We start from the raw sequence: 25,650 nt of genomic DNA, 5'->3' as shown, positions 1-25,650 counted from the left end.
GGATGGTCTCCCTGCGATGTGGCGCTGGCTGAGGTGTGGCAGTGGCGCGCTGTGGCGCCCGACATCGATGTCGGGTCCCCGTCTACACCGTGGGGCGCTCCGCCGCTGGCGCCTGGACGGTGGCCGCTGTCAGGGCGGTGAGCTCGGCGAGGACGTCGTGCTCGATGGCCGGGAACGTGCGCGTCTCGTCGTCCTCGACCCAGGTGGCGAAGGACACGCTGAAGACGGTCACGGCGGTCTGCCCGGCGAGCGTCGCCGCGGGTTCGGCGATCCCTCGGTCGCGGAGTGCGGCCGCCAGGGAGCCCGCGAGCGTCGCCATCTTCAGGGACTCGCGCTCCTGGAGCGACGCGTTCGCGCCGATCACCGTCTGGCGTCGTCGCGACCAGGCGCGGCGGTCCTCCGAGAAGAACCCGGCCGAGCCCGCGAGCGCCGCGGCGGCCAGGTCGAGCGGGGACGAGCCGTCGGGCGCCTCGGCGACGCCGGCCAGGAACTGTGCCTCGAGCACCTCCTGCCCGTTGAACAGGACCTCTCGCTTGTCGGCGAAGTGCCGGAAGAACGTGCGCTCGGTGAGTCCGGCGGCCGCGGCGATCTCGGCGACCGTCGTCTGCTCGAACCCCTGCCGGACGTAGAGATCCAGCGCCGCCATCCGGAGACGCTCCGTGCCACCCGGCTCCCATCGCACCATGGGCCCAGTCTACGGCGGGGAGTCAGGTGATGACAGCCACTGACATCCGGGTGTACAGTGACGGCAGTCGCTGACATCAGTCGGCACTGAGAGAGAGGTCACGCTCATGCGTGTTTTCATCACCGGAGCATCCGGCTGGATCGGATCCGCCACCACCGACGAGGCACTCGCCGCCGGACACCAGGTCATCGGCCTCGCGCGTTCGGACGCGTCCGCAGCAGCCCTCGAGGCGAAGGGCGCCACGGTCCTCCGGGGCGATCTCGACTCGCTCGACGTCATCCGCACGGGCGCGGTCGACGCCGATGCCGTCATCCACCTCGCGAACAAGCACGACTGGTCGAACCCGGCGGAGTCGAACCGGGCTGAGCGTGCCGCGGTGTCGACGATCACGGAGGCGCTCGAGGGCTCGGGCAAGCCGTTCCTGTTCGCGTCTGGTGTCGCCGGGCTCGCGCAGGGACGTCCGTCGGTCGAGTCGGACGCCTCGCCGTTCACCGGCCCGGACGCGATGCGGGGCGGAGCCGAGAACCTCGCGCTCGAGTTCCTCGACCGGGGCATCGAGGTCGTGAGCCTCCGGTTCTCGCCGACGACCCACGGTGTCGGAGACCACGGGTTCGTCGATGTGCTCGTGAAGGCAGCCGTGCGGAACGGCGCCGCGGGGTACGTCGGGGACGGCACGAACCGCTGGGCCGCCGTGCACCGTTCGGACGCCGCGAAGCTGAACGTGCTGGCGCTCGAGAACCCGTCCGCGATGCCGATCGTGCACGCGGTCGCCGAGGAGGGTGTCCCGACGAAGGAGATCGCCGAGGCCATCGGACGGTCGCTCGGGCTGCCGGTCGTCTCGGTGCCCCAGGCGGATGCGGCGGAGCACTTCGGGTTCCTCGGCGGGTTCTTCGGGATGGACATGTCGTCGTCGAGTACGGCGACGCGGGAGACCCTCGGGTGGACGCCGACCGGTCCGACGCTCGTCGAGGACATCGACGCCGGGGCGTACGCGCAGGTCTGACCTCCGGCCCCGGCGGCCCGGGCGCCCTGGCCGCGTCGAGCGGTGCCGAACTGTCGGGTGCCGCCATCCACCCGACAGTTCGGCACTCCTCACTGCCGCGAGAACGGGACCGGGACCGGGACCGGGCCCGGGATGTGATCGAATGGCCGCCGTGACCGACACCGCGACCAGCCAGGACCGCCACGCCCTCGTGCGGTGGCGGAACGCCATCATCGTGGCCTTCGCGCTGGGAGGCGTAACGCTCTCGACATGGGGGCCGCGCCTCCCGTCCATCCGTGCCGAACTCGGACTGGACACGGGCCAGATCGGTCTCCTGCTGGCGGGCGTGACCGTCGGTTCGGTCGCGGGGCTGCTCTCCTCGACCCCGCTGCTGACCGCGCTCGGAGCTCGGCGAGCTCTCGGCGGCGTGCTCCTGCTCATCGCCGTAGCGATCGCGGTCATCGGACTCGGCGTCGACGTGTTCCGGTCCGTGCCCCTCGTCGGCATCGGCTTCGTCGTCGTCGGGTTCGGCGTCGGCGCGTTCGACGTGATGATCAACGTCGAGGGATCGGCGATCGAGCGCGGCTTCGGCCGGACGCTCATGCCGCTGCTGCACGCCGCGTGGTCTGCCGGTGCCGCGATCGGCTCCGGGATCGGTGCCGCGTGCGCCGCGATCGGCATCGCTCCCGCCGCGCAGTTCGTCGGCGAGGCCGTGCTCATCGCGGTCATCGCGTTCCCGATGATGCGGGCGATCCCCCTCGGGTCGCGCGCCACATCGGAGGACCATGACCAGGACCCCGGCCTCTCGGTCGGAGAGCGCGTGCGGGGCTGGCTCCGCGGCTGGACGGACCTGCGGTTGCTGATGATCGGCCTCGTGATGCTCGGCGCGGAGCTCGGTGAGGGGTCGGCGAACAACTGGCTGACGCTCGCGACCAAGGAGGACCACGGCCAGACCGCCGCCGTGGCCGCGTTGTTCTTCACGGCGTTCGCGATCGGCGAGACCGGCGCGAGGGCGCTCGGCGGTCCGCTCGTGGACCGGTTCGGGCGCGTGCGGACCACCCGGGCGACGACGGCACTCGGCGTCGTCGGGGTGGTGCTGTTCATCCTCGGCGGGAGTCCGTGGCTGATCCTCGTCGGCGTGCTGCTCTGGGCGGTCGGGGTCTCGATGGGCTTCCCGCTCGGCATGTCCGCCGCCGCGGAGTCCGGCACGAACCCGGCCGCACGGGTCAGCGTCGTGGCGTCGATCGGGTACTTCGCGAACCTGGCCGGACCACCGGCGATCGGGTTCATCGCGGAAGGGACGGGGTTGCTCACCGCGCTGTGGCTCGTCGCGCTGCTGCTCGCGACGGCCTTCGTGGCGTCGGGGTCGTTGCGCCCGCGGCCGGACACGGTGCGCGGTCGGCCCACGCACATCGCTTGACTAAAGCGTTTTAGTCGTGTGGCATGGCGGGAGCGATCGACGTCCGCCGACCGCGTTCACCACTCGACGAGGAGTGTCATGAGAACGAACGCCACCCGATCCACGAAGACCCGCGCGAGCCTCATCGGCATCTGCGCCGCAGCGGTCGCCGCGATCGCCCTGCCGCTCGCCCCGATGTCAGCATCAGCAGCGCCGACACCGCACACGACGACCGGCACCAGCACCGCCGCGACGACCACCGCCACGAAGTCCGGCCCGACGAGCATCGCCTACGTCGAGGTCAACAACGACCAGCTCGCGAACGTCGGCCGGTACACCCTCGCGAACGGGGCCAACGCCTTCGACGTCGCGATCATCTTCGCTGCCAACATCAACTACGACGGTTCGAAGGCCCAGCTGTACTTCAACGACAACGTCCAGAAGACGCTCGACGACGCCGCCACCCAGATCCGTCCGCTGCAGGCCAAGGGCATCAAGGTGTCCCTGTCGATCCTCGGGAACCACCAGGGCGCCGGGTTCGCGAACTTCACCTCGCAGGCCGCCGCCGCCGACTTCGCCACGCAGGTCAGCAACGCCGTGACGAAGTACGGCCTCGACGGTGTCGACCTCGACGACGAGTACGCGGAGTACGGCAACAACGGTACCGCGCAGCCGAATGCGAACTCCGCCGGATGGCTCGTCTCGGCGCTCCGTGCGGACATGCCGAACAAGCTCATCTCGCTCTACAACATCGGCGAGACCGGCAGCAGCCTCTCCGCCGGGAGCTCCACCGTCGGTTCGAAGATCGACTACGCGTGGAACCCGTACTACGGCTCGTACCAGGCGCCGAGCATCCCGGGCCTGACGAAGCAGCACCTCTCGCCGGCCGCGGTCGACATCCAGAACACCTCCTCGACCACGGCTGCGTCACTGGCGAAGCGGACGGTCTCGGACGGCTACGGCGTCTTCATGACGTACAACCTGCCGGGAGGCGACAAGAGCGCCTACGTCTCCTCCTTCACCAAGCCGCTCTACGGCCAGGCGGCGACCTACAAGTAGCCGCCGGGCCGTCGAGACGTGCCCATCTGTCGCCTGGGACCGCCGGACCCGACAGATGGGCACGTCTCATGAGCGGCTGACGCCCGCCATCCACTCATTGATCGGACGGGAGGCACGACCCGCCCCCGCCCCGCGGCGGCCGGTGGTCAGGATGGCGGGTTCGTGTACAGCGCCGTCACACAGCCCGTCTCCCCCGGCTCGATCCAGACGGGGTCGAACGAGATCCGTTGGACGACACCGTCGGTCCCGCGGACGGCGACCAGGCAGTCGCGCTCCTCGGGGACGCCGACCGCCGCGACGAGCACGCCGTCGTCGGTCCTCGTCGTGTCGATCGTGACGAAGGACTGCGGGAACGCGGCGCGTAGAGCCACCCGGAGGTCCCCGCTCGAGGACGACGCCGTGAGTGCCGTATCCACCAGCGCCTCCGCGTCGTCGGGCAGCGCCGGGAGCGCGGTCGCTGTCGGGGTCGGCGGCACCGTCACGGCGGGGCAGCTGATCTCCTTCGGCACGAGGGTGTCGTGGAACTGGTACCCGACGACGTCGTAGTGGAAGCACCTCGTCGCGGAACCGGCCTCGTACGACGCCTCACCGATGGTCGTGGCGCTGTGGCTCGGTTCCTCGATGCGGATCCGCACGTCGATCTGGGCGCCGGGCGCGGTCCCGGACGACCCCGACCACCGGAGCGCGTCGACATGCACTCCGGCACCCGGGTCGTCCCGCCGCACGACGTGGGTCGCGACGAGCCACCCGGCGTCGCGCGTGCGGATCACCGGGGGTGCGAGATCGGCCCCGATCTGCTCGGCGAGGGCCTCGGCGCGATCGGCCGCGACGGCGTCCCCCTTGCTCGCCGTCGAACACGAGGTCACGACGAGCGCCACCCCGAGCGCGAGCACCATCCCAGCCGCAGCGCGTCCGAGCACCCTGACCCCCGTGTGTCTCCGCCCCGAGGTCCCGACACCCGAGGTCTCGCGCAAGCCTAGGTCCCGTGCCGTTCGCGGCGGTAACGTGTGCGCACGGCGACCTCCGACCGAGGCGGCCGGCGCACGCTGTGCGTCGACCTCTCCGGGGCTCCCCCGGGGCACGAAGTACACCCATGACCGTCCACCTCAGGAGAAGAGGCGCGCTCCGCGCACCGTCCCTCCCGAACCACACGACGAGTCGGTCGGAGGTCGCCGTCAGACCATCCTGCGAGCGACATCGGTGGCGAATCCGCCCGCGCCGGCGCGCGTCAGTGCGCCGAGGACGGCCGGCACACCGAGCGCTGGGTTGCGCGTGGCGGCCGCCTGCTTCTGGATGACGTCGATGACAGCCGACGGATCGAGATCGAGCTGGTCCAGCAGGAACTCGTCGGCGGACAGCGCGGAGAGGCCGAACGGCCGCAACGTCGAATCCGGGAAGTCCGTGAGGTTGTTCGTCACGATCACGTCGGCGCGGGCGCGGATCGCTCCCGCGAGTACTTGCCGATCGCCCGGGTCAGGAAGTCGCAGGGCCGGCACCAGCGACTCCCACCCGGTCGTGTCGGCGTCGGGGAAGGTCAGCCGCATGGCCTGCAACCGACCCTCGATCAGCCTCGGCTCGAGCTCTGGATGCACGACGCGCAATGCCCGATTGACCTCCCCGAGCACGGTCGCCGTCCACGACGGCCGGAAGAACTCGGCCTCCGCGAGCCTGAGCAGGGTGTCGACCTGGATGGCCGGCACGAGCACACAGGCGTCGAGGAAGGCGCCGAACCGTGCCAACCGTCAGTGTCCCTGCCCGCCACGAGCCTCACGCAGCGCATCGTCGTACCGGGAAGCGTCGACGTCCCACAGGCCCGCAGCCGCCGCCTGCATGGTCATCGCGGCGAGACGGTCCTCCGCAGCGGACCCACGCCGAGCCCGGTACGCGAGGAGGTCGGCGAGCCGGATCCGACGATGCCTGCTGCCGGTCGGACGATCGTACGGAAGCTCGCGCTGGTCGAGCAGCTTGATCAGCGTCGGACGACTGATCCCCAGGAGGTCCGCCGCCGTCTGCGTCGTCAGCTGTTGCCCGAGTGGTGCGACTGTTATGGCCTGGTTCGCAGACATCGCCGCCACGACATGCTCAAGGATCTCGTAGACCTCCATCGGCAACGGGACCTGTCGGCCGTCCGGTCCGAGGAGCAGTGCCGGCTCGGTGTGGTCCTCGAGGAACCGGGACAGCTCGGCCATGCCCGCGAGGTCCTTCGGCGGGAGCACGGTGGTCCGGGTGTCGGTCGCATCGGGCGATGTCATCCCCACACCCTGCCACGATTGCGAAAAATTCGAAAGCGCTCGCCCTCGGGCTCGCCGCGGGCAGCTCAGCCGCGACCCTCGAGGCCGAGTGCCGCGTCGGCCGCCGCAAGACCCCCGCGCATCGCCTGCAGCGCGTCGGCGTCCCACCCCCCGCTGCTCGAGAGCGGCAGCTCGAACATGAACCGACGTGCAGCCGGCGGGATCGCGCGGGCGACGCGATCGGGATCGGACAGCACCGTCGCGAAGAGGCCCGGGCCGTCGGCGTAGAAGAGGTCCGTCACGACCACCCTGCCGTCCGCGGCGCGCATCACGTTCGCAGGGTTGTCGTCCACCGGCCCCCACCACGGCAGCTCTCGGGCGCCGAGCGCGTGCACGTCGTCGATGTGCTCGACGAGCCGGGCAACGACCAGTTCGCGCGACTCGATCGCGCGGTGCATGGCAACAGCCTCCCCCTGCGCCACCGGCTCGAGGAACTCCATCACCGTGAGCTCCGCGCCGCCCTCCAGTCCGACGTGCAGGTCGAGCCGCGGCACCTGTCCGGTCGAGGCCGCGCGGCGGTAGAGCTCTGCCGTGTACGGCGCCGCCGGGTCGAACGGACTGATCCGGGCAGCATGCCGCCCGGACGGGGAGCGCAGCGCGATCGCCCAGTCCCCGACGCCGCACGACTCCCAGCCAGCCGCGCGGAGGAGCGCCCCGACGTCGCGGTGGTCCGCCGACGGTGGCACCGACCGCGGGACTGAGAGCTCGTCGTCGACCATCGCCCGAGCATACGAGCACGTCCCGGCCGCACCGCCTCGCGCGACTGCATCGACGGATCGAGGTCGATGATCCGAACGGCCAGCCCTGGCTGCGACGCATGCCCGCGAACTAGCCTGATCCCGTGGCGGAACCGACGGGCGTGGACGGAGCGCACCCGTTCGCGCGGACGGCGGACGTCACGATCGCCAGGACGACGGACGCGACGACGACCCGCAGGACGGCTGTCGCGTCTGCCCGCACGGCCGAGATCGCGACGGTCCTCGCCGACGCCTTCCTCGCCGCCGAGGACTGGGCGGTCGACGCGCTCCTCGCCGCCGGCACCGCCGCCGTCGGGCCGCACCGCCGGTTCGTCCCGATGACCGTCCTCGCCGCGCTCCGGGGGTACCCGCGCGCACCGCGCGACGCCCCTCGGGAACTCGCCGCGTTCCTCCAGTCCGTCGACGGGTTCGCCGAGGCGGTCCGGAGGAGCGCCGAACGGGCGCCGATCACGGTCGCCAGCCGTCGCGCCACGCCGACCGAGGCTCCACCGAACACCGGGCACGTGCCACGCATCGACACGGTGGCGGACCTCGCCCGGCTGCTCGACCTGACGATCGGCCGCCTCGAGTGGTTCGCCGACACGAAGCAGTGGAACCGCCGCACCCACGACGCGGTCCTCCAGCACCACGGGTACGTCTGGCGCGCACGACCGGGTCGGGTACCGCGCCTCCTCGAAGTGCCGAAGCCTCGGCTCCGTGCCGTCCAGCGGACCGCGCTCGACGAGATCCTGACGTTCCTGCCGGTCCACGACGCAGCGCACGGGTTCGTGCCAGGGCGGAGCGCGGTCTCGGGCGCGGCCCAGCACACCGGACGCCAGGCGGTGGTGACCCTCGACCTCGCGCACTTCTTCGCCGCCGTGTCCGCGCCGATGGTCTACGGGCTGCTCCGTCGCGGCGGCCTGCCGGAGCCGGTCGCGCACACCCTGACCGGTCTCTGCATCCATGTCGTGCCGCCGCGGGTGATCGCCGCGATGCCGCCGGGCGGCACTCCCGAGGACCGCGCGGCGCTCCGACGCGCGCTCGCGACCCCGCACCTCCCGCAGGGCGCGCCGACGTCGCCGACGCTAGCGAACGCGTCGGTCTGGAGGCTCGACACGCGTCTCGCAGGCTGGGCCGCCTCCGCCGACGCGACCTACACCCGGTACGCGGACGACCTGGCGTTCAGCGGGGACGACCGGTTCGCGGCACGCGTCGACGCCTTCGTCCGCGGCGTCGGACGGATCGTGACGGACGAGGGGCACATCCTCAACGCGAGCAAGACACGGGTCCGTCGGCGAGGGGTCCGGCAGTCGGTCACAGGCATCGTCGTGAACGAGCGTCCGAGCGTCGGCCGCGCGGAGTTCGACCGGCTCAAGGCGATCCTGCACAACTGCGCCGAGCACGGACCCGACGGGCAGGACCGCGTCGGGGTCCCGGACTTCCGCGCGCACCTGCGGGGGCGCGTCGGCTGGTTCGAGCAGGTGCACCCGGAACGTGGTGCGCGTCTGCTGGCCGAGTTCCAGCGCATCACCTGGTGACCCGCCGCTCCGCTCGGCCACCCAGCCCGGAGCGCCGCTGTACCCCGATGACAGGCACTTACACAGGCGTCACCAGGTTGGGTAGGGGGCTGCCGCACTCGCGGTGTCCCCCACCGGCCGTCACCCGCGGTCGAACCCGAAGGAGTGCACAATGCTCGGACTCATCATCAGCCTCATCATCGTCGGCCTCATCGCCGGCGCGATCGCCCGCCTCGTCATGCCCGGCAAGCAGAACATCGGCATCAGATCGGAAGAGCNGATCGGCAGCCCGGCCGCGATGACCACGAGCACCGAACCCGAAGGAGTGCACAATGCTCGGACTCATCATCAGCCTCATCATCGTCGGCCTCATCGCCGGCGCGATCGCCCGCCTCGTCATGCCCGGCAAGCAGAACATCGGCATCCTCATGACCATCGTCCTCGGGATCGTCGGCTCCTTCGTCGGCGGGTTCCTCGGGTTCCTCATCTTCCAGCACGACCCGATGGACGGCTTCTTCCAGCCCGCCGGCATCATCGGCTCCATCATCGGCGCGATCATCGTGCTCTTCATCTACCTGCGAGGTTCGTCCATCCTCGGGTTCCTCATCTTCCAGCACGACCCGATGGACGGCTTCTTCCAGCCCGCCGGCATCATCGGCTCCATCATCGGCGCGATCATCGTGCTCTTCATCTACCTCAAGGTCTCCGGCCGTCGCACGGCGCGCAACTGACGCACGCGGTCGCGGCCCAGCCGCTGACGGACGGGAGGGACGGTGCCAGCTGGCACCGTCCCTCCCGTCCGTCTGTGCGTTCACCACTCCGACACGGCGCGCCGATCCGCGGAGGCGACCACGACGAATAGGTTGTCGCCGGGTCCACGAGTGCCCCACGAGGAGGAACACCGATGTCCACGACCACCGACGCACCCACGGCCGACGCGGGATCACCGCACCTGGAGCCCAAGGTCCGCGAGGCCCTCGACCGCAAGCGCGCGCACCGCGGCGTCGACGTCCAGGAGCCCATCGAGCTCGACGTCATCAGTGAACGGCTGAACGCGTTCCTCGCATCGCGGGTCGAGGGCGACTTCGCGATCACGGACCTCGGCCGGCTGCCGGGCGGCGCGTCGAAGGAGCAGTTCGTCTTCACCCTCGACCGCACCGTCGACGGCGAGGCCCGCTCGGACCGCATGGTCCTCCGGATGGACCCCCTCGGCTCCCCCGTCGAGAGCTCGCGCAGCCGCGAGGCCGAGGTCCTCGCGATCGTCGGCACGAGCAGCGTCCCCGTCCCGGTCCTGTACTGGTCGACCGACGACGCGTCCGAGCTCGGAGCACCGGCACTCATCTCGGAGTTCATCACGGGCGTCTCTGGCCCGTCGGACACCCCGGCCACTGCGTCGGGCCTCGGCGTCACCTACGGTTCGCGGCTCCGACCGATCCTCGCCGAGCAGTACGTCCGGCACCTCGCGACGCTGCACACCATCGACTGGGCGTCGCACGACCTGACCGCCTTCGAGCGCCCGCGCCCCGGCACGACCGACGCGATCGACTGGCGCCTCGCGTCGACCGACCGCGCGTGGGACGACGACGCGTTCCAGCCGCACCCGACCGTGACCCTCACCCGGCAGTGGCTCTGGCGGAACCGGCCGGTCCTCGACACCGTCTCGATCGTGCACGGCGACTACCGCAACGGGAACTTCCTGTTCGACGAGGCGTCCGGGCAGATGACCGCGGTGCTCGACTGGGAGCTGACGTACCTCGGCGACCGGCACCACGACCTGGCGTACGCGATGATGGCCGGCTGGGGCGAGACGGACGCCGAGACCGGTGACTTCTACTGCTCCGCACTCCTCACCAGGAAGGACCTCATCGAGCAGTACGAGGCGCTCTCCGGGCTCTCCGTGGACGAAGAGCGGCTCCGGTACTACCTCGTGCTCAACATGTACTGGGCCGTCGTCGCGCTGTCCGCCTCGCTCCCCCGGAACGCCGAGGAGCGCCTGACGCACCTCGAGGTGATGGGCAACTTCCTGAGCGGGCTCGGCGTGTACTACATCGACCTCCTCAACGACATGGTCGGCACGCCCGACGCGGCGACGCCCGCCACGACCCCGACCGACGCAACGCCCGACGCCACGACCCCGGAAGCCTGAGGACCGACGATGGTACCCACGACCGAACAGAAGCTCCGCTCCGTCCGCCACACCATCGCCACGACGGTGCTGCCCGCGATCGGTGCGGACGAGCGCTTCGCGAAGGAACAGGCCGGGCTCGTGCTCGCCACGCTCGACTGGATCCTCGACGTGCAGGCGTCCGAGTACCGCTACGAGGTCGTCGAGCACGGGGACGCGACCGCCCTCGTGCACGACCTCACCGCGCTGTCGAACGCGACCACCGGCACGACGCAGGGCACCGACGCCGAGCCGGCCCCGGTCCTCCCGGCCGACCTCGGCGAGCTCCGCGCGCTCGTCCTCGCCGCCAAGCAGGAGGCCGAGGAGCGGTTCGCCGCCCTCGTCGACACCGACCGTGCCGACGAGGCCTGGTCCCTGATGTCCGTCGCAGCGAAGCGTCAGTCGGCCCGCGAGGTCGCAGCAGCCAGGATGACCGGTTTCCCGAAGAGCCCGTCGAGCATCGCGGAGGTCCTCGCGGACCAGGAGCGCGACCTCGACCGCCGGCAGGCCGGGGCAGAGGGCGCCCGGTGATCACCGCGGAGGACATGGACTGGCACCCGAGCGACCCGGCACAGCAGAACTGGGCCGAGACCCTCGTCTGCGTGTTCTCGGTCCCGGAGGCCGGGATCCTCGGCAACGCGTACGTCCTCGCACGCCCGAACGTCGGCGCCGCGATCTCGTCGGTCGTCGTGCACGGCGGGTTCGCGACGCGGGTGCACGAGATCGACTTCGCCGACCCGCAGGTGCACATGCCGGCACCCGAGAAGTTCTCCGACTTCACGCTGCCGAGCGGCCTCAGCCTGCACGTCGACGACGCCCCCCGCGACTTCTCGGTCCGCTACGAGAGCAACGCGCCGGGCGCCTGCCGGCTCGACCTGCGCTTCGAGGCGATCCACGAGCCGTACGACACGCACGACACGGCGCACAACCCGCTCATGGTCACGGACGCGCACGGAGCGCCGGACACCGGGCTCGGGGACGTCTGGAACAACGGGCACATGGACGCCGTCGGCCACGTCACCGGGACGCTCGAGCTCCGCGGTGAGACGTACCAGGTCGACTGCTACGACGGCATGGACCGCAGCTGGGGCGCCCGCGCCGAGGTCGGTCAGGCCGGCGCCGCGTGGATCCACGTGACGCTCGGGCCGGACTACGCGCTGCACGTCGGCATGGCGCTCCGCATCGACGACGACGGCACCGTGGTCTACGACTCGCTCCGCTTCGGCTACGTGGTCGAGCACGGCGAGATGGTCGGCCTCACGAGTGCGACGGTCACCGCGGCGCGGATCGACATGGTGGCGGTGAGCAACCACATCGTCGCCACGGACGCGAACGGGAAGACGCACGAGTTCCGCGGCACGGCGGTCGGCGGGTACCCCTGGCACCAGTTCAGCCCGGCGTACGTCTGCTACCAGAGCCTGATGCGGTACGAGCGGGACGGCGTGGTCGGCCACGCGGAGCACGGGGACATCTTCGGGCTCGAGTACCTCGGCAGGCGGATGTCGGCAGCGGGGCGGCGCGCGGCCGGTCGCTGACCGGATCGATCGAACGGGTCGCCCGCGCGACCCGGATCCGGACTGGAGGCGCGGTGCGGGCCCGATCCGCGCCTCCAGTCCGACCGCTGTCCTGCTTGTCAGGCTCGACGGGTATGACGGACGGGTCCCATCAGCAGACCCCAAGGAGCACCCATGCCCACTCGCACCGCACGCACCGCCTGGAACGGATCCCTGGAGACCGGCGAGGGCCAGGTCGAGATGACCTCGTCCGGCGTCGGCACGTACGACGTGTCGTTCCCGAAGCGCTCCTCGGAGTCGGCGAACGGGTTCACCAGCCCCGAAGAGCTCCTCGCGGCCGCGCACTCCGCCTGCTACGCGATGCAGTTCTCGGCCGTGCTCGGTGCGGCCGGCGGCACCGTCGAGGCGCTCGACGTCAAGGCGGACGTGTCACTCGGCCCGGACGCCGCGGGTGGCTTCAAGCTCACCGGCATCCACCTGACCGTCTCGGGCGAGGTGTCCGGCATCGACGAGGCCGCGTTCACGGCAGCCGCGACCGAGGCCAAGGAGACCTGCCCGGTGTCCAAGGCCCTGACCGGCGTCGAGATCACCCTCGACACGACGTTCGAGGGCTGAGTCAGCCCCCTCCGTCCACACCGCGGGCACGTGTTCTGAACACGGCCGTCCGCCGCGCACACGCGGATCCGCGTGTTCCTGCCGGACGCGCGTGGTCAGAACGCGACCGCCACCGGCCTGGAGGGACGGGTCGGCGCCGCACCGTCCCTCCAGTCCGACAGGCGCGCACGCCGGTGTTCCGGACACGGCCAGGTCCGGACGATCACAATGGTCGGGATGGTCGAGCAGCTTCCTCCGAACGGTCCCTGGGCGGGGCGGCACGAGCCGCGCCCACCGCGATCCACCCGACCTCCGCGCACGAAGGCGCGCCGCGTCGAGCAACACGACCTCCGGGACGTCCGCGCGCGGCTCCGCGGGACCATCTACGAGCACATCGAACCCGACACGAGCCGCCGCGGTGACCAGTACTCGGCGAACCAGATCATCGACTTCTGCCTCGACCTGGTGGAGGTCATGCTCGCCTCGGGCGCGGACACCCGGTCCGTCGAGGCGGCGGTCATCGCGGTCAGCACCAAGTGGAACCTCGCACCGCTCGAGCTCGCCTTCTCCGGGAACGCGGTGACCCTGCAGCACTCCCCACACGATGCCCCGTCGGTGATGAAGGTGCGGACCGTGCTCACCGATGGATCCGACCTGAACAGGCTGGCCCGGGCGAACCAGATCGTGGACGACGTCATCCACGACGAGCGTGACATGACGAGCGCCGTGAGTGCGCTCGTCGCGGTGCTCCGGATGCCCCCGCGGTGGCCGCAGTGGCTCGCGGACGGCGGCCTGGCGCTCCTCGGCATCTCGATCTCGATGCAGGCCGGCGGCGGATGGCGTGCGGGGGTCGGTGCCTTCCTCGTGATGTACGGGCTCATCGTCAGCGGACGCTGGCTGACGCGCCGCGGTTTCCCACCCTTCTTCGTGTCGGGGTTCCAGGCGCTCGTGGCATCGGCCATCGGCACGCTCGCGATCTGGTCCGGTGTCCTCGGCCCCGGGAGTGCGGCCGCCATGGTCGGTGCGCTCGTCGTGCTCCTCCTGCCGCACCTGGCGCTCGTCACCTGGGCGCAGGACGCGATCTCGGACTTCCGGTCGATGGCGGTGTCGCGGGCGTTCGCGATCGGCCTGACGATCGCCGCGATCGTGGTCGGGGTCCCGGCGGGGCTCGCGGTCACGACGGGGCTCGACCTGGAGGTCGACACCAGCGGCATCACCGTCCAGCTCCTGCCGCTGTGGGTCTCCCTCGGACTGACGGTCGTGTCGGCGGGCGCGAACTGCTTCGTGCAGGGCGCGAGCGCACGCGTGATCCCGGTGGCCGTCGTGTTCTCGGTGATCGCGGCGTCGTGTCTGTACGCGTTCAAGTCCATCGGGCTGCCGCTGCTCGGTGCGACCTTCCTGGCGTCGGTCGTGCTCGGCGCGCTCAGCACCGTCGCCGCCGCCCGGATGCGGACCGCGGTCGCCACGATCGCGGTCCCGGCGTTCTGCGGGGCGCTCCTGCCCGGTGTCGCGGTGTCGAACGCGCTGCTCGAGTTCATGGCGGGGTCGAGCGGTGCCGCGATCGGGTTCGTCGCGGCGGTGCTCGTGGCGCTCGGCATCGGCGCGGGGCTCGTGCTCGGCGGGCTCCTCGCGACCCCCGGCGCCAGGCGTTCCCTGCGCCGGAGCCGTCGGGTGCAGGTGCAGTCGCTGCACAGCGACACGACGGCGATCAGCGTCATCCGGGACTCGGGGTACGACCCGGGGGACGGGTCCGTGCCGCGCGGGTCGCGGAGGTAGCGGGAGCCGACCGCCGGCGGGGTGCGCCGCCCGTTGCGCGGTACGCCGCCCGCTGCGCGACACCGCACTCCGGTCGAGACACCGCCGTGCAGCGCGGTGCGGCGGTCGGAGGGCGGTGTGTTGCGCCTGCCACGGGACGAGAGCGTCTCGCGGTGAGGCCGCTCTCGGCGCTACGCTGCGAGGACGACCGGAGGGGGTCCAGATGCCGCAGGAGACCGACGGCGAGGACGGGCGCGATCGCTACCGACGCCTGCCCGACCTGATCCCGCGCGACGAACTCGTCACCGAGGTCGTCGCCACCCAGAACGATCGACCGCAGCCGCCGCCCGTCCCCCCGGCAGCCGCGCCCGAACTCGTCGCCGCGACGCAGATCGCCGACGGACAGGCCGCACGGTCCGGGCCGCCGATGCGTCGCGTGCCGGCACGGATCGGCCTCTGGGTGATGGGCGGGGCCGTCGGCATCGTCCTGCTCGTCGTCGCGGGGCTGATGCTGTTCGGCTGACCGAGCCCTGCCGCACACCGCCAGCGCGAGTGTCGTTCCAGGCGCAGAACGACAGGAGGAGCGGGCTTCCCAGCCGCATCGTGTCGCTGTGCCACGGGATCGTCAGCGCGCGATCGCTCCGACCACGCCCGGGAGCAGCCTCAGATCGCCCAGCTGTCGTCCGACCAGGACATCACCCTGGCGGGGATCCGGGCCTCGTACCGCTCGGTCCATCCGCTCTCCAGCCGCGCGACTGCGCGGTCGAACGCCGGCACGAGGTCGATGTCGGGTCGCATCAGCGCCTGGATCTGCAGGCCCTCGTACAGCGCGATGAGCTGCTCGGCTCCGCGCTTCGGGTCCATGGTGTGCGGTGCCCGGCCGACGGCGACGTCGTGCTCGAGACCGCGGCGGATCTGCGAGTAGAAGAGCTGGTAGCGCGACCGCAGGTACGCCGACATCGGGTGGTCGACGTTGCCGGCGACGCTGATGAGCGCGACGAGGAGCCGCATGAGCTCGGGCTGCTCGACGTTCGACGCGACGATGGCCCGGAGGAAGTCGACCATGCTCGCGTCGCCGAGCGCGTGCGTCACGGAGTCCATGCGCTCGCCGTTCCAGCGGTCGAGCGCGGCGAGGACGAGGCCGTCCCACGACGGGAAGTGCTGGTGCAGGGACTCGACCGAGATGCCGAGGCGGTCCGCGACCATCTCCGGCTTCGCCTGGTGGAAGTGGACCTCGTGCAGGACGTCGACCGTCGCCGTGACGATGATCACGCGGAGATGCAGGGTCTGCGCCGCGGCCGCTGCTGCAGCGGTGTCCGCGTTGGTTGAGTCGAGCATCATGCCCTTTCGTCGAGTCGAGACGGGTCGACGTCGATGGGACCCAGTACCGATCAGTGCGGACATCGTGTCCACGGCTCTCATCAAAGCGCGTTCGGGGGACAGGGACCATCCCCGTTCCGGGTGTCGGCACTATGGAGGACAGACAGGATCGACCTCCACCGCACCACGTCGTCGGGGGCCTGCTCCTGTCCGTCCACCGCACCCCGCACTTGACCCCCGCACAGGGGGTCCGTATGTTGAGTCTCCGTCGCCACTGTTCCCGCAGTCACGGCGTCTGTACCGGCGGCCTCGCAGCGGCGCGTCGCATCACGATCCCCCACCCCCACACGCGAGGTCGCGGCACGGCATCCCGTGCCGCGACCACTGCACCGCGATGCGACCCGAAAGCGAATCCGTGCGTCTGACATCCCGCCCCGGCACCCGCCTGCTCACCCTCCTCGCGGTACCGGCTCTCCTCGCCGGTGCTGCGGTCATCGCCACCGCAGCGCCCGCGAACGCCGCCGTGGTGTCCGGCGCGGTGCAGAACGTCGTGATCACGCCGACGAACCCCGCCCAGGGTTCCCAGCTCCGGACCGACATCACCTGGTGCGTGCCGAACGGCTCCCGCGCCGGTGACACCTTCACCCTGCAGCTCGACCCGCACATGCGGCGCCTGCCCGAGGGCTTCCGCCTCGACGACCCGAAGACCGGTGTCGAGGTCGCCTCGGCCGCCATCACCGGGACGACCCCCGACGCGGCGATCGTCACGTTCACGCTGACCGCCTACGCGGAGTCGCACACCGGCGTCTGCGGCACCGCGTTCGTCAGTGCGGACTTCGACGGCATCTCGACCCCGTCCGGGCAGCCGACGCCGTTCACGTCCGTGACGAACGACGGCAAGACGTTCACCACCGTGATCACCCCGACCGGCCCCGTGCCGGCCGACCTCTCACAGCCCTCGAAGTACGGCACCTGGACGAACGACGACCAGGGCCAGACCGACCCGACGGACTTCATCGAGTGGAACATCGACACCCCGAACGGTGCGTTCGACTCCGCCACGACGGTCGACTCCGTCCCCGCGGGTGAGGGCTGGACCTTCGACTGCAGCGCCGACTCGGTGCACCTGTACGACGGGTTCGTCGATGCGCAGGGCGACTACGAGCAGACCGCCGAGCTGACCGGCCCGGTCCCCTACACCTGCTCCGACGACCAGGTCTCCGTCGACTGGCCCGCACAGCAGGCCGGCGAGCGGTTCCGTCTCCGCGTGTCGGCGTCCATGCCGACCCCGTTCGGCAGCGACGCCGCACCGGCCACGTTCTCGAACGACGCCGCCGTCACCACGACGACGGCCGACGTCCCCACGGCCTTCGAGACGAGCGCGTCGCTGACGCAGGCCACGAGCGGCGGCGAGGGTGCCGGCACCGCGATCCCCCCGGTCACGACCCCGCCGACCGAGCAGCCGACCCCCGCGCCGACTCCGACGACCCCTCCGACACCGGTCGTCGTCCAGCCCGCGGCGAGCGCAGCGCCCGTCGCCGCGACGCCGATCGCCGCGACGCCCCGAGCCGGTGACTCCACCGAGGCACTCGCGTACACCGGGTCCGACGACACGGTCGGGCTCTGGGCCGGCGGTGGGATGCTCGCCCTCGGCCTCGTGCTCGCACTCCTGACCCGACGCCGCCGGACGACGACCGGCAGCTGACACCGTCCGACGGACACCCCGGCCCCGTGCCCCACGCGATCCGCGTGTGGCACGGGGCCGTTCCGCTGCCGCCCCCCACACCGGCGGCCAGCCCGCACCTGCGGCCAGCCCACGTGCGCGAGAATGCCCGCATGTCCCCCGACGATCCCCTCGCCCAGCGCCTGGCGACGATGGCCTGCACGGGGTTCGAGATCGGCGGCTCGGACGACGAGGTGGCCAGGGACGTCCGTCTGCTCTGGGAGCATCTCGGCTCCCCCGCGGGTGCCTTCGACGCCGCAGCCCGGGCCGTCGCAGCGCTCCCGCAGCGACCGGAGGTCCCGCTCGCCGACATGCCCCGTCGCAAGGCCATGGAGCGCGAGTTCGGGATCCAGCCCGTCGAGGTGGAGCTCGCGGCGGCGCTGTCCGCCCGCGAGCTCCTCGAACGGCTGGCCGGAATGCGTGGGATCCCCGGTTCACACTGAGCCGGCCCGAGTTGCATGGTGTTCCCCGTGTCGAGCGCATCGCCCAGCGCGGGTGGACTCGGAGAGGACACCACCACATGAGCAAGACCTGGTTCATCACCGGCGCATCGAAGGGCTTCGGCCGCGAGTGGGCCGAAGCAGCACTCGAGCGCGGCGACAACGTCGCCGGCACGGCACGCAACACCGACGACGTCCAGCCGCTCGTCGAGCAGTATCCCGACACCTTCCTGGCGATCAACCTCGACGTCACCGACCGTTCGGCGGACTTCGCTGCGGTCAAGGAAGCCGCCGAGAAGTTCGGCAAGCTCGACGTCGTCATCAACAACGCGGGCTTCGGGCACTTCGGCATGGTCGAGGAGCTGACCGAGGACGAGGTCCGCAGCCAGCTCGAGACGAACCTGTTCGGCGCGCTCTGGGTCACCCAGGCGGCGCTGCCGATCATGCGCGAGCAGGGCTCCGGCCACATCATCCAGGTGTCGAGCATCGGCGGCATCTCGGCGTTCCCGACGGTCGGCGCCTACCACGCCTCGAAGTGGGGCCTCGAGGGCTTCTCGCAGTCGCTGTCGCAGGAGGTCGCCGGCTTCGGCATCAGGGTCACGCTCATCGAGCCCGGCGGGTTCTCGACCGACTGGTCCGGCCCGTCGTCCAAGCGCAGCCAGGAGATCGACGCGTACAAGAGCGTCCGCGAGGCCGCCGCGAACCGTCCGTCGGCAGCCGACCCCGGCAACCCGACCGGCACCCGCACCGCGATCATGAAGGTCGTCGACGCCGCGGAGCCGCCCCTCCGCGTCTTCTTCGGCAAGGCCCCGCTCGGCATCGCCGAGAAGGACTACGAGTCCCGTCTGGCGACGTGGCGCGAGTGGCAGCCCGTGTCGGAAGAGGCGCAGGGCAGCTGACCGCGGTGGCAGGCAGCCACCGCGGGTCGGAAGAGGCGCAGGGCAGCTAGTCGAGACCTGCACCAGGGCGCGCATGCGCGCGACGCGACGGACGGGAGGCACGGATCACGTGCCTCCCGTCCGTCACGTCCGGCCCGCGGCCGGCTCCGCACCTCGATGCGTCGCATCCGCGCCCTCTCGACACCCGACGCGTCGCGGATGCGACCCCTCGCGAGGGTCGGACAGCCCCGGTCAGATGGGGAGCGGCTGCCCGTAGAGCTCCGACGGGTCCTTCGCGAGGGCGGCCTTCACGAAGCGGCTCCAGTCGTCGGCGAGGACCTCCATCGCGTCCCGCTCCACCCCGTCGAGCGACTGTCGGGCGACGTCGGCGGGGTCGATCATCGGCCCTTCGTACCCGGCCATGATGTCGGTGTCCGCGGCTCCGAGGTGCAGCCCCTGCACGCTCGTGCCCTGCTCCTGGAGCTCCATGCGGACGCCGTTCGTCATGCTCCACTCGGCGGCCTTGGCGGCGGCGTAGCCGTTCGCCCCCGGGTACACGAACCACGACAGCGCCGAGTGCACGTCGACGATCGCGGTCGCACCCGACACACCGGCACCGGTCCGCGCGAGGATGGGTGCGAACGCCCGGATGACCTGGAGCGTGCCGTAGAAGTGCGTGTCCATCTCGCGCCGGATGTCCTCCATCGGACTGGTGAGGAGACTCGTGTGGGTCGAGATGCCGGCGTTGTTGACCAGCAGCGTGACGTCCTGCGCGACGGCCGCCGCGGCCGCGATCGACGACGGGTCGGTGATGTCGAGGCGGAGGGTCTCCACGCCCGGGACGTCCACGAGCTCGGGGCGTCGAGCGGTGGCGTAGACCTTGGCCGCGCCGCGCTCCACGAGCTGTTCGGCGAACCGGCGCCCGATGCCGCGGTTCGTTCCGGTAACGAGGGCGACGGATCCTGCGATCTCCATGGTGTCCTTCCTGCCCGGACGGTCTCTCCGCGGGGCACGTCGAGTACGCTAAGACCTCACGTTGACGTCAGAGGCAAGTCCTGGCGTCAAGCTCACCAGGAGGGCATCCAGATGCGCATCGGCGAGGTCGCGAGCAGGTCCGGGGTGAGCGTCCGCGCGCTCCGGTACTACGAGGAGCAGGGGCTCTTGCCCGCGGACCGGACCGGCAGCGGGCAGCGGACGTACGACGAGCCGGCCGTCGAGCGCGTCCAGCTCATCCAGCAGCTCTACGCCGCCGGGCTCCCGAGCCGGACCATCCTCGAGCTCCTGCCCTGCGTCGACACCGGCCACGCGAGCCCGGAGTCGTTCGCGCTGCTCACCGCCGAGCGCGACCGGATCGGCGCGCAGATCCGGTCGTTGCAGCAGGCGCAGGCGAAGCTCGACGAGGTGATCCACATCGCGCACAACCCGACGCCGGAGCACTGCCCGGCGCTGCGTCACCCGGCGCCGTCGGCCGCCGCGGCCTGACGCGGCGGACGCGCACCGACCCTCCAGGCCGCGTGCAGGCGACCGCCTGCCCGACCGGACCCGACGAGAAGTGCCCAACTGTCGGGAGCCTGAGCTCACTCGACAGTTGGGCACTTCTCACGCATCGGCCGGCGGCCGGCGGCCGGCGCGCGGAGCGGGGCGCGCGCGACGCGACCTACGGGGTCGGCATGCCGCCGTTCACGTTGAGCGTCTCGCCGAGCACGTAGCTCGACTCGCCACTGGCCAGGAACACGTAGGCCGGCGCGAGCTCGGCGGGCTGACCCCAGCGACCGAGCGGCGTCTCGGAGCCGACCTCCGGCAGGGCGTCCGACGGCTGCCCACCGGCGGGCTGCAGCGGCGTCCAGATCGGGCCCGGAGCGACCGCGTTCACGCGGATGCCCTTCGGCGCGAGCTGGCCGGCCAGACCCTTCGACCAGTTGTTGATCGCGGCCTTCGTCGACGCGTAGTGCACGAGCATCGGCGACGGCGAGTACCCCTGGATCGAGGTCGTGTTGATGATGCTGGAGCCCGGGGCGAGGTGCGGGAGGGCGGCCTTCGTGATCCAGAACATCGCGTAGACGTTCGTCTTGAAGGTGGCGTCGAACTCCTCGTCCGTCAGGTCCGCGAGGTCCTCGACGTGCTGCTGCTTGCCGGCGTTGTTGACGAGGACGTCGAGACCGCCGAGCCCCTCCACCGCGTCCGCGACGAGCTTGCGGCAGAACGCGGCGTCCGTGATGTCGCCGGGGAGCGCGACCGCGGTGCGACCCGCTGCCTCGATGAGCCCGACGATGCGCTTGGCGTCCTCCTCCTCCTCGGGCAGGTAGGAGATCGCCACGTCGGCACCCTCACGGGCGTAGGCGATGGCCACTGCTGCGCCGATGCCGGAGTCGCCACCGGTGATGAGCGCCTTGCGGCCCTTGAGTCGGTCGGAACCGCGGTAGGTGTCCTCGCCGTGGTCGGCCGGGACGTTCTCCGCCATCTCGGCGTCGGTGCCGGCACCACCGAGGTACTGCTCGTCGGGCACCTTGTCGGCGTAGAGCTTGCTCGGGTCCTGGAACGTGTACTGATCGGTCATGACCCGGACGTTACGCACGCGCCCTCACTGAACCCCGACGTGCGCTGACCGTCACCGTCCCCCGACTGCGCTGAGCGGACACGCACGGGCCGCACCGGCGCTGATCGGGGTCAGTTCGTCGGGCGGTACACCGCGAGCGACGGAGCGTCGGGGTCCGGCGTGTCGGAGCCCCCGGTCGCGATCCACGTGCGGCCGTCGTGCTCGATCGTCGTCGGGAGGTCGCCGTGCACGATCAGCCGGACGACCGGGGCGTCCCCGTCGACGAGGTCGACACCGTGCGCCTCGGAACCGCTCGCACCGTCCACCACGAAGTCCGTCATGCGTCGAGTGAACACCGTCCGACCCGTCAGGCGTCCAGCAGCACGACCACCTTCTGCGCCGAGACCCCGCGCCGCAGCACGTCGAACCCCGTCTGCACCGACGCCAGCCCGGTCCCGACGACGAGTGGCTCCGGCGAGGGGACGAACGACCGGTCGGCGAGCGCCCCCGGCAGGTACCGCTCCCAGAGCATCGGGCCGACCTCGTTCCCCATGAGCGAGCTGCCCCAGACGAACCGCACGCGGATCCCCCGGGACCGAGCACGGACCTGCAGCGCGACGTTCCCGCCGACGAGCCCCGCGATCACCCGGACGAACCGCAGGCTCGGTCCGCTAAGCCGCGGCAGGGACTCGAACGACACCGACGGACTCGCCAGGGCCACCCGCTCCGCGCCGGTCCCGGCGGCGATCGCGACGGCGGGATCCCCGGAGCCGACCCCCACCGCGAGGACGCCCGCGACCCGCCGACCACGGAGCGCCGCGACGACGTCCTGCACGACCGTCGGACTGCGGTAGTCGAACACGGCGGTCGCGCCGAGCGCGAGCGCTCGCTCGTGGTTCCGCGGCGACGCGGTCGTCACCACGTCGTACCCGGCGGCCGTGGCGAGCTGGATCGCGTTGCTCCCGACGCTCGTCGACCCACCCCAGACGACCACCGCCTCCCGTCCGGCGGTCTCCGCCACCTGCCGGACGCTCGCATCCGCGACGCCATCGCCACGGACGGGAGGCACGGATCGCGTCGGGTGGGTCAGCCCCAGCTGGTCCTGTTGGAAGAGCGCACTCGCGGCCGTCGACACCCCGAGCGGCAGGACGACCGCGCGCTCGTAGGACATGTCGTCCGGGATCGGCGCCGTGAGCATCGTCCGGAGCACGGTCAGCTCCTGGAACCCGCCCTCGCCGACGTGGTCGCGGTCCTTCTCCATGCCGACCGCGTACCCGACGACACGATCGCCCACATGGAAGCGGGTGACGCCTTCGCCGACCGCGACGACATCGCCCGCGACGTCCTCGCCGAGGACCGTCGGACTCGGCAGCCAGCGGTACATCATGCTGCCGGTCCACTGCTTCATCGTGTCGAGCGGGTTGACCGCCACGGCGCGGTTCCGCACCAGGACCTCGTCGACTCCCGGTGTCGGGGTCGGCGCCTCGCGGACGGTCAGGTCCGCGTACGGCCGGTCGAGCCAGGCCGCGTGGTTGGCGGCGGTCATCGGGTGACCGCCGCAGGTGTCGACGGGCCTGCGGCAACGGCGTCGAGGTCCACGGCGATCGCGCGACCGGTCCTGCCTGTGGCCCCGAGGATGAATGCTGCGTCCGGCATTGTGGTGCTCCCTGGTCTCGCTCGGACGTGCCCTGATGTCACGCCGTGTCATGACCATACACGCGATGACACGATCTGTCATGACTAGGATCGGGGACATGAGTCGATGGCAGCCCGACGCGCGAGGACGTCTCGCGCAGGCCGCCATGGAGCTGTTCACGGAGCAGGGGTTCGCGGCCACGACGGTCCCGGAGATCGCGGCCAGGGCGGGGCTCACGACCCGGACGTTCTTCCGGCACTACGCCGACAAGCGCGAGGTGTTCTTCGCCTACCAACAGGACCTGCCGGGCGTCGTGGCCGAGGTGATGACGAGCGCGCCACCCGATCTGCCTCCGATGGAGGTCATCGCCGCAGGACTCCGCCGACTCGCCGTGTCGCAGTTCGAACCGGCGCGCGGGCACTTCCTGGCCCACCGGGCGGTGGTGCTGTCCGACGACGGCCTCCGGGAGCGCGAACTCTGGAAGCGATCGGTCCTCGGCGACGCCATGCGCGCGGGGTTCATCGCCCGCGGTGCCGACGAGCTGTCCGCGACCCTCGCGGCGGAGCTCGGCGTGACGGCGTTCTCGGTCGCGTCGGCGCGGTGGCTCGACGACGAGGCCGGCCGACCGATGGTCGACCACGTGGACGAGACGCTCGCGCGTCTCGCGGTGATGAGCACGACGGTCCCGACCGCGCCGACGAAGCACACACCACACCCCGATTAGGATCGGGCCATGAGCCGACGGCAGTCCGATGGCCGGAGGCCCAGAGCCTTCCGCAGCGCCCTGATCGCACTCCCGGTGGTGGTCGTCCTCGCCGCGGCCGGGTGCTCGTCGTCGGGTCCCGCTCCGACGTCGACTCCGACCACGTCCTCGACCCCGGCCGACCCGCTCGGCACCTGGGACACCGCGCTCGCCGACCGGACCCACGCCGCCGCGAACTGGGTCGCCGTCGGGGACTCCCTCAGCGAGGGCCAGGGCGCCTCGGCCCGGTCCGACCGGTGGATCGACCTCACGCTCGCGGACCTCAGGGCCGCCAACCCGACGACCGGCGCCCCGGGCGGGGTCGGCTACCTGCCCGCGCAGTTCGCCGTGTACGCACCGGACTCCACCTGGGGTGACTGGTCCACGGCGCACAGCGGGGACAGCGCCTTCGACGACACGATCCCCGACCTCGGGTACCGCGCGCTCTCGATGCAGGCGGGAGCGACGCGCACCTACCGGTTCACCGGGACCGACCTCGACATCTGGTGGACCAGGTACCAGGGCTCCGGCGAGTTCACGTACGCCATCGACGACGGTGCCACGAAGTCCGTCGACACCGACGGTTCGGACAGCGCCTCCCAGCTGACGGCCGTGCACGGGCTGTCGTCCGGGGAGCACTCGGTGACGATCACCGCGAAGGGCGCGTTCGACCTGCAGGGCCTCACGGTCCGGAACGGCGACCGGGGCAAGGGCATCACCCTCTTCGACGCGACACACTCCGGTGCGACGGTGGCCCTGTTCACCAAGGACACCGACGGCTTCCTCGGTGCGATGCGGCGGGCGGCTCCCGACCTCGTCACGATCACACTCGGTGGGAACGACGCGCAGGTCGTCACGGCGGCCGAGTTCCGCTCGCGGTACACGGCGTTCGTCCGGCGGATCCAGGCGCTGCCGACCAAGCCGTCGGTCCTGGTCATCGGGGAGCAGCAGCCGAGTGCGACCGAGCTGAAGACGGTCAAGTCCTCCTGGTCGGCGTACGAGCGGGCGATGCGCTCGGTCGCGTCGACCACCGGGTCCGCGTACGTCGACCTGGCGTCGGTGTTCCCCCCGGGCGACGGGTCGACCCCCCGGAAGGGCATCTCGACCACGGACCAGCTGCACCCGAACGACGAGGGGCAGCGGATGCTCGCGGAGGCGGTCACGGCGGCGCTCGAGGGCAAGGACTGAGGGCGGTCTGCCCCGTCCGGCCCGGCCCCGCTCGCTCGCTCGCTCGGACCTGTTCTGTGCCAGCGAGCGTCAACTGCGCCAGGGAGTCCCTCGGCCAGTCGACGCTCGCTGGGGCAGAACCGTTCGGGCACCGACCCCTGCTCCGGGCTCCGGCCTCACTCCTGCTCAGTCGTCGAGGGCGTCGAGCTCCCGCAGCGCATCGAGCGCCCGGGCCAGCCGATCCGCCTCCGGCTCCTCCCACCACTCCGGACCGCGCTCCCCGAGCCCGTGCTTCGCGAGCCCGTTGCGCTTCCGCGCGGCAGCGACGGCGTCGTCGTCACCGGCGCGCTTCGCGACCCGGACGCCGGAGCGTCCACGCCCGAGGTGCGACTGCAGGCGGGTGACGACGTCGGCCGGGAGGCTCGGGTCGGTCCGCCGCCATCGCCTCCCGTCCACGACGAACCAGCGTTCGTCCTCGTCGTCACCCACCGCGGAGGACCGGCTCAGCTCG

Annotated in this window: 28 protein-coding genes and 1 pseudogene; 18 read left to right on the top strand and 11 right to left on the bottom strand. The window is 71.4% G+C overall.

The genetic code is table 11. The features are described from left to right. Positions 1-82: 82 nt before the first annotated feature. Positions 83-685 (bottom strand): TetR/AcrR family transcriptional regulator, encoded by a 603-nt coding sequence (locus tag ASF23_RS17290; RefSeq protein ID WP_055956723.1) that lies wholly within the window; start codon positions 683-685, stop codon positions 83-85. A gap of 106 nt (positions 686-791) precedes the next feature. Here ASF23_RS17290 and ASF23_RS17285 point away from each other — a divergent pair, with 106 nt between their 5' ends. The 3 genes from ASF23_RS17285 to ASF23_RS17275 all read left to right on the top strand — a co-directional run bounded on the left by ASF23_RS17285 (position 792) and on the right by ASF23_RS17275 (position 4,125). Continuing rightward, complete coding sequence (locus tag ASF23_RS17285; RefSeq protein ID WP_055956719.1) at positions 792-1,688, top strand: SDR family oxidoreductase; 897 nt, start codon at positions 792-794, stop codon at positions 1,686-1,688. Between the two features lie 151 nt (positions 1,689-1,839). Next, the gene (locus ASF23_RS17280) at positions 1,840-3,087 is read left to right on the top strand and encodes an MFS transporter (RefSeq protein ID WP_162236789.1); all 1,248 of its coding nucleotides are present in this window, start codon (positions 1,840-1,842) and stop codon (positions 3,085-3,087) included. A 78-nt stretch (positions 3,088-3,165) separates the two neighbouring features. Continuing rightward, a complete protein-coding gene (locus ASF23_RS17275) occupies positions 3,166-4,125 on the top strand; it encodes an endo-beta-N-acetylglucosaminidase H (protein ID WP_055956712.1) in 960 nt (319 codons plus the stop codon). A 146-nt stretch (positions 4,126-4,271) separates the two neighbouring features. Here ASF23_RS17275 and ASF23_RS17270 read toward each other — a convergent pair whose 3' ends face one another. From ASF23_RS17270 to ASF23_RS17255, 4 genes are all read right to left on the bottom strand, one after another. Continuing rightward, positions 4,272-5,045, bottom strand: a complete 774-nt coding sequence (locus tag ASF23_RS17270; protein WP_156364604.1) for a hypothetical protein — start codon at positions 5,043-5,045, stop codon at positions 4,272-4,274. Positions 5,046-5,300: 255 nt separating this feature from the next. Beyond that, positions 5,301-5,864: a PIN domain-containing protein gene (locus tag ASF23_RS17265; RefSeq protein WP_055956707.1), complete on the bottom strand. Its 564-nt coding sequence runs from the start codon at positions 5,862-5,864 to the stop codon at positions 5,301-5,303. Positions 5,865-5,867: 3 nt separating this feature from the next. Next, a complete protein-coding gene (locus tag ASF23_RS17260) occupies positions 5,868-6,377 on the bottom strand; it encodes an excisionase family DNA-binding protein (RefSeq protein ID WP_055956706.1) in 510 nt (169 codons plus the stop codon). A gap of 65 nt (positions 6,378-6,442) precedes the next feature. Further along, complete coding sequence (locus tag ASF23_RS17255; protein ID WP_055956703.1) at positions 6,443-7,135, bottom strand: hypothetical protein; 693 nt, start codon at positions 7,133-7,135, stop codon at positions 6,443-6,445. A 122-nt stretch (positions 7,136-7,257) separates the two neighbouring features. Here ASF23_RS17255 and ASF23_RS17250 point away from each other — a divergent pair, with 122 nt between their 5' ends. The 9 genes and pseudogenes from ASF23_RS17250 to ASF23_RS17215 all read left to right on the top strand — a co-directional run bounded on the left by ASF23_RS17250 (position 7,258) and on the right by ASF23_RS17215 (position 15,220). Next, positions 7,258-8,691, top strand: coding sequence for a reverse transcriptase family protein (locus ASF23_RS17250; RefSeq protein WP_156364603.1), 1,434 nt, complete (start codon positions 7,258-7,260; stop codon positions 8,689-8,691). Positions 8,692-9,002: 311 nt separating this feature from the next. Further along, positions 9,003-9,251: pseudogene (locus ASF23_RS18910) on the top strand (GlsB/YeaQ/YmgE family stress response membrane protein); the annotation flags it as partial. Then, positions 9,231-9,401, top strand: a complete 171-nt coding sequence (locus tag ASF23_RS18985) for a GlsB/YeaQ/YmgE family stress response membrane protein (RefSeq protein ID WP_268750866.1) — start codon at positions 9,231-9,233, stop codon at positions 9,399-9,401. The pseudogene ASF23_RS18910 and the gene ASF23_RS18985, both read left to right, overlap by 21 nt. A gap of 173 nt (positions 9,402-9,574) precedes the next feature. Then, positions 9,575-10,816, top strand: a complete 1,242-nt coding sequence (locus ASF23_RS17240; RefSeq protein ID WP_055956698.1) for a phosphotransferase family protein — start codon at positions 9,575-9,577, stop codon at positions 10,814-10,816. Positions 10,817-10,825: 9 nt separating this feature from the next. Then, a complete protein-coding gene (locus ASF23_RS17235; protein ID WP_055956695.1) occupies positions 10,826-11,365 on the top strand; it encodes a hypothetical protein in 540 nt (179 codons plus the stop codon). After that, on the top strand, positions 11,362-12,369 hold the full coding sequence (locus ASF23_RS17230) for a DUF7064 domain-containing protein (protein WP_055956692.1): 1,008 nt from the start codon (positions 11,362-11,364) through the stop codon (positions 12,367-12,369). Before ASF23_RS17235 ends, ASF23_RS17230 begins: the two co-directional genes overlap by 4 nt. A 153-nt stretch (positions 12,370-12,522) precedes the next feature. Next, positions 12,523-12,963 carry an OsmC family peroxiredoxin gene (locus ASF23_RS17225; protein WP_055956689.1) on the top strand — a complete coding sequence of 147 codons (441 nt, stop codon included), beginning with the start codon at positions 12,523-12,525 and terminating at the stop codon, positions 12,961-12,963. Between the two features lie 216 nt (positions 12,964-13,179). Further along, positions 13,180-14,718, top strand: a complete 1,539-nt coding sequence (locus ASF23_RS17220; RefSeq protein WP_055956883.1) for a threonine/serine ThrE exporter family protein — start codon at positions 13,180-13,182, stop codon at positions 14,716-14,718. Between the two features lie 202 nt (positions 14,719-14,920). After that, the gene (locus ASF23_RS17215; RefSeq protein WP_055956686.1) at positions 14,921-15,220 is read left to right on the top strand and encodes a hypothetical protein; all 300 of its coding nucleotides are present in this window, start codon (positions 14,921-14,923) and stop codon (positions 15,218-15,220) included. A 140-nt stretch (positions 15,221-15,360) separates the two neighbouring features. Here the strand turns inward: ASF23_RS17215 and ASF23_RS17210 are convergent, their stop codons facing one another. After that, positions 15,361-16,038, bottom strand: a complete 678-nt coding sequence (locus ASF23_RS17210) for a TetR/AcrR family transcriptional regulator (protein WP_055956684.1) — start codon at positions 16,036-16,038, stop codon at positions 15,361-15,363. Between the two features lie 394 nt (positions 16,039-16,432). Here ASF23_RS17210 and ASF23_RS17205 point away from each other — a divergent pair, with 394 nt between their 5' ends. From ASF23_RS17205 to ASF23_RS17195, 3 genes are all read left to right on the top strand, one after another. Then, a complete protein-coding gene (locus ASF23_RS17205) occupies positions 16,433-17,722 on the top strand; it encodes an Ig-like domain-containing protein (RefSeq protein ID WP_055956681.1) in 1,290 nt (429 codons plus the stop codon). Positions 17,723-17,853: 131 nt separating this feature from the next. Continuing rightward, on the top strand, positions 17,854-18,183 hold the full coding sequence (locus ASF23_RS17200; protein WP_055956679.1) for a hypothetical protein: 330 nt from the start codon (positions 17,854-17,856) through the stop codon (positions 18,181-18,183). A 77-nt stretch (positions 18,184-18,260) separates the two neighbouring features. Further along, positions 18,261-19,079 carry an SDR family oxidoreductase gene (locus tag ASF23_RS17195; protein ID WP_055956676.1) on the top strand — a complete coding sequence of 273 codons (819 nt, stop codon included), beginning with the start codon at positions 18,261-18,263 and terminating at the stop codon, positions 19,077-19,079. A 231-nt stretch (positions 19,080-19,310) separates the two neighbouring features. Here the strand turns inward: ASF23_RS17195 and ASF23_RS17190 are convergent, their stop codons facing one another. Continuing rightward, positions 19,311-20,033: an SDR family oxidoreductase gene (locus ASF23_RS17190; RefSeq protein ID WP_055956673.1), complete on the bottom strand. Its 723-nt coding sequence runs from the start codon at positions 20,031-20,033 to the stop codon at positions 19,311-19,313. 111 nt (positions 20,034-20,144) lie between these two features. Here ASF23_RS17190 and ASF23_RS17185 point away from each other — a divergent pair, with 111 nt between their 5' ends. After that, entirely contained in the window at positions 20,145-20,540 is a 396-nt protein-coding gene (locus ASF23_RS17185; RefSeq protein ID WP_055956671.1) for a MerR family transcriptional regulator, read from the top strand. Between the two features lie 175 nt (positions 20,541-20,715). On the opposite strand, the gene ASF23_RS17180 is transcribed toward ASF23_RS17185, so the two are convergent. From ASF23_RS17180 to ASF23_RS17170, 3 genes are all read right to left on the bottom strand, one after another. Continuing rightward, on the bottom strand, positions 20,716-21,615 hold the full coding sequence (locus ASF23_RS17180) for a glucose 1-dehydrogenase (RefSeq protein WP_055956668.1): 900 nt from the start codon (positions 21,613-21,615) through the stop codon (positions 20,716-20,718). Between the two features lie 110 nt (positions 21,616-21,725). Then, positions 21,726-21,935: a hypothetical protein gene (locus ASF23_RS17175; RefSeq protein ID WP_055956665.1), complete on the bottom strand. Its 210-nt coding sequence runs from the start codon at positions 21,933-21,935 to the stop codon at positions 21,726-21,728. Positions 21,936-21,961: 26 nt separating this feature from the next. Beyond that, positions 21,962-23,140 (bottom strand): zinc-binding alcohol dehydrogenase family protein, encoded by a 1,179-nt coding sequence (locus tag ASF23_RS17170; protein ID WP_055956662.1) that lies wholly within the window; start codon positions 23,138-23,140, stop codon positions 21,962-21,964. Positions 23,141-23,348: 208 nt separating this feature from the next. Between ASF23_RS17170 and ASF23_RS17165 the strand changes: the two genes are divergently transcribed. Both ASF23_RS17165 and ASF23_RS17160 read left to right on the top strand, forming a co-directional pair. Then, positions 23,349-23,954 carry a TetR/AcrR family transcriptional regulator gene (locus ASF23_RS17165; protein ID WP_055956659.1) on the top strand — a complete coding sequence of 202 codons (606 nt, stop codon included), beginning with the start codon at positions 23,349-23,351 and terminating at the stop codon, positions 23,952-23,954. A gap of 9 nt (positions 23,955-23,963) precedes the next feature. Continuing rightward, complete coding sequence (locus tag ASF23_RS17160; protein WP_055956656.1) at positions 23,964-25,160, top strand: GDSL-type esterase/lipase family protein; 1,197 nt, start codon at positions 23,964-23,966, stop codon at positions 25,158-25,160. Between the two features lie 165 nt (positions 25,161-25,325). Here ASF23_RS17160 and ASF23_RS17155 read toward each other — a convergent pair whose 3' ends face one another. After that, complete coding sequence (locus ASF23_RS17155) at positions 25,326-25,628, bottom strand: hypothetical protein (protein WP_055956653.1); 303 nt, start codon at positions 25,626-25,628, stop codon at positions 25,326-25,328. Between the last annotated feature and the right edge of the window lie 22 nt (positions 25,629-25,650).

The organism is Curtobacterium sp. Leaf261 (assembly GCF_001422205.1).
Classification (GTDB): Bacteria; Actinomycetota; Actinomycetes; order Actinomycetales; family Microbacteriaceae; genus Curtobacterium.
The sequence above is the reverse complement of the archived record's forward strand: the minus strand, read 5'-3'. Positions and strand labels throughout refer to the sequence as shown.

Excerpts from the sequence above, each read along its gene's own strand:
- ASF23_RS17290 (WP_055956723.1), bottom strand. The coding sequence starts at position 685 with ATGGTGCGATGGGAGCCGGGTGGCACGGAGCGTCTCCGGATGGCGGCG.
- ASF23_RS17180 (WP_055956668.1), bottom strand. The coding sequence starts at position 21,615 with ATGACCGATCAGTACACGTTCCAGGACCCGAGCAAGCTCTACGCCGAC.
- ASF23_RS17275 (WP_055956712.1), top strand. The coding sequence starts at position 3,166 with ATGAGAACGAACGCCACCCGATCCACGAAGACCCGCGCGAGCCTCATC.
- ASF23_RS17255 (WP_055956703.1), bottom strand. The coding sequence starts at position 7,135 with ATGGTCGACGACGAGCTCTCAGTCCCGCGGTCGGTGCCACCGTCGGCG.
- ASF23_RS17175 (WP_055956665.1), bottom strand. The coding sequence starts at position 21,935 with ATGACGGACTTCGTGGTGGACGGTGCGAGCGGTTCCGAGGCGCACGGT.
- ASF23_RS17260 (WP_055956706.1), bottom strand. The coding sequence starts at position 6,377 with ATGACATCGCCCGATGCGACCGACACCCGGACCACCGTGCTCCCGCCG.
- ASF23_RS17170 (WP_055956662.1), bottom strand. The coding sequence starts at position 23,140 with ATGACCGCCGCCAACCACGCGGCCTGGCTCGACCGGCCGTACGCGGAC.
- ASF23_RS17195 (WP_055956676.1), top strand. The coding sequence starts at position 18,261 with ATGAGCAAGACCTGGTTCATCACCGGCGCATCGAAGGGCTTCGGCCGC.
- ASF23_RS17225 (WP_055956689.1), top strand. The coding sequence starts at position 12,523 with ATGCCCACTCGCACCGCACGCACCGCCTGGAACGGATCCCTGGAGACC.
- ASF23_RS17190 (WP_055956673.1), bottom strand. The coding sequence starts at position 20,033 with ATGGAGATCGCAGGATCCGTCGCCCTCGTTACCGGAACGAACCGCGGC.
- ASF23_RS17200 (WP_055956679.1), top strand. The coding sequence starts at position 17,854 with ATGTCCCCCGACGATCCCCTCGCCCAGCGCCTGGCGACGATGGCCTGC.
- ASF23_RS17160 (WP_055956656.1), top strand. The coding sequence starts at position 23,964 with ATGAGCCGACGGCAGTCCGATGGCCGGAGGCCCAGAGCCTTCCGCAGC.
- ASF23_RS17165 (WP_055956659.1), top strand. The coding sequence starts at position 23,349 with ATGAGTCGATGGCAGCCCGACGCGCGAGGACGTCTCGCGCAGGCCGCC.
- ASF23_RS17235 (WP_055956695.1), top strand. The coding sequence starts at position 10,826 with ATGGTACCCACGACCGAACAGAAGCTCCGCTCCGTCCGCCACACCATC.
- ASF23_RS17220 (WP_055956883.1), top strand. The coding sequence starts at position 13,180 with ATGGTCGAGCAGCTTCCTCCGAACGGTCCCTGGGCGGGGCGGCACGAG.
- ASF23_RS17215 (WP_055956686.1), top strand. The coding sequence starts at position 14,921 with ATGCCGCAGGAGACCGACGGCGAGGACGGGCGCGATCGCTACCGACGC.
- ASF23_RS17285 (WP_055956719.1), top strand. The coding sequence starts at position 792 with ATGCGTGTTTTCATCACCGGAGCATCCGGCTGGATCGGATCCGCCACC.
- ASF23_RS17240 (WP_055956698.1), top strand. The coding sequence starts at position 9,575 with ATGTCCACGACCACCGACGCACCCACGGCCGACGCGGGATCACCGCAC.
- ASF23_RS17185 (WP_055956671.1), top strand. The coding sequence starts at position 20,145 with ATGCGCATCGGCGAGGTCGCGAGCAGGTCCGGGGTGAGCGTCCGCGCG.
- ASF23_RS17210 (WP_055956684.1), bottom strand. The coding sequence starts at position 16,038 with ATGATGCTCGACTCAACCAACGCGGACACCGCTGCAGCAGCGGCCGCG.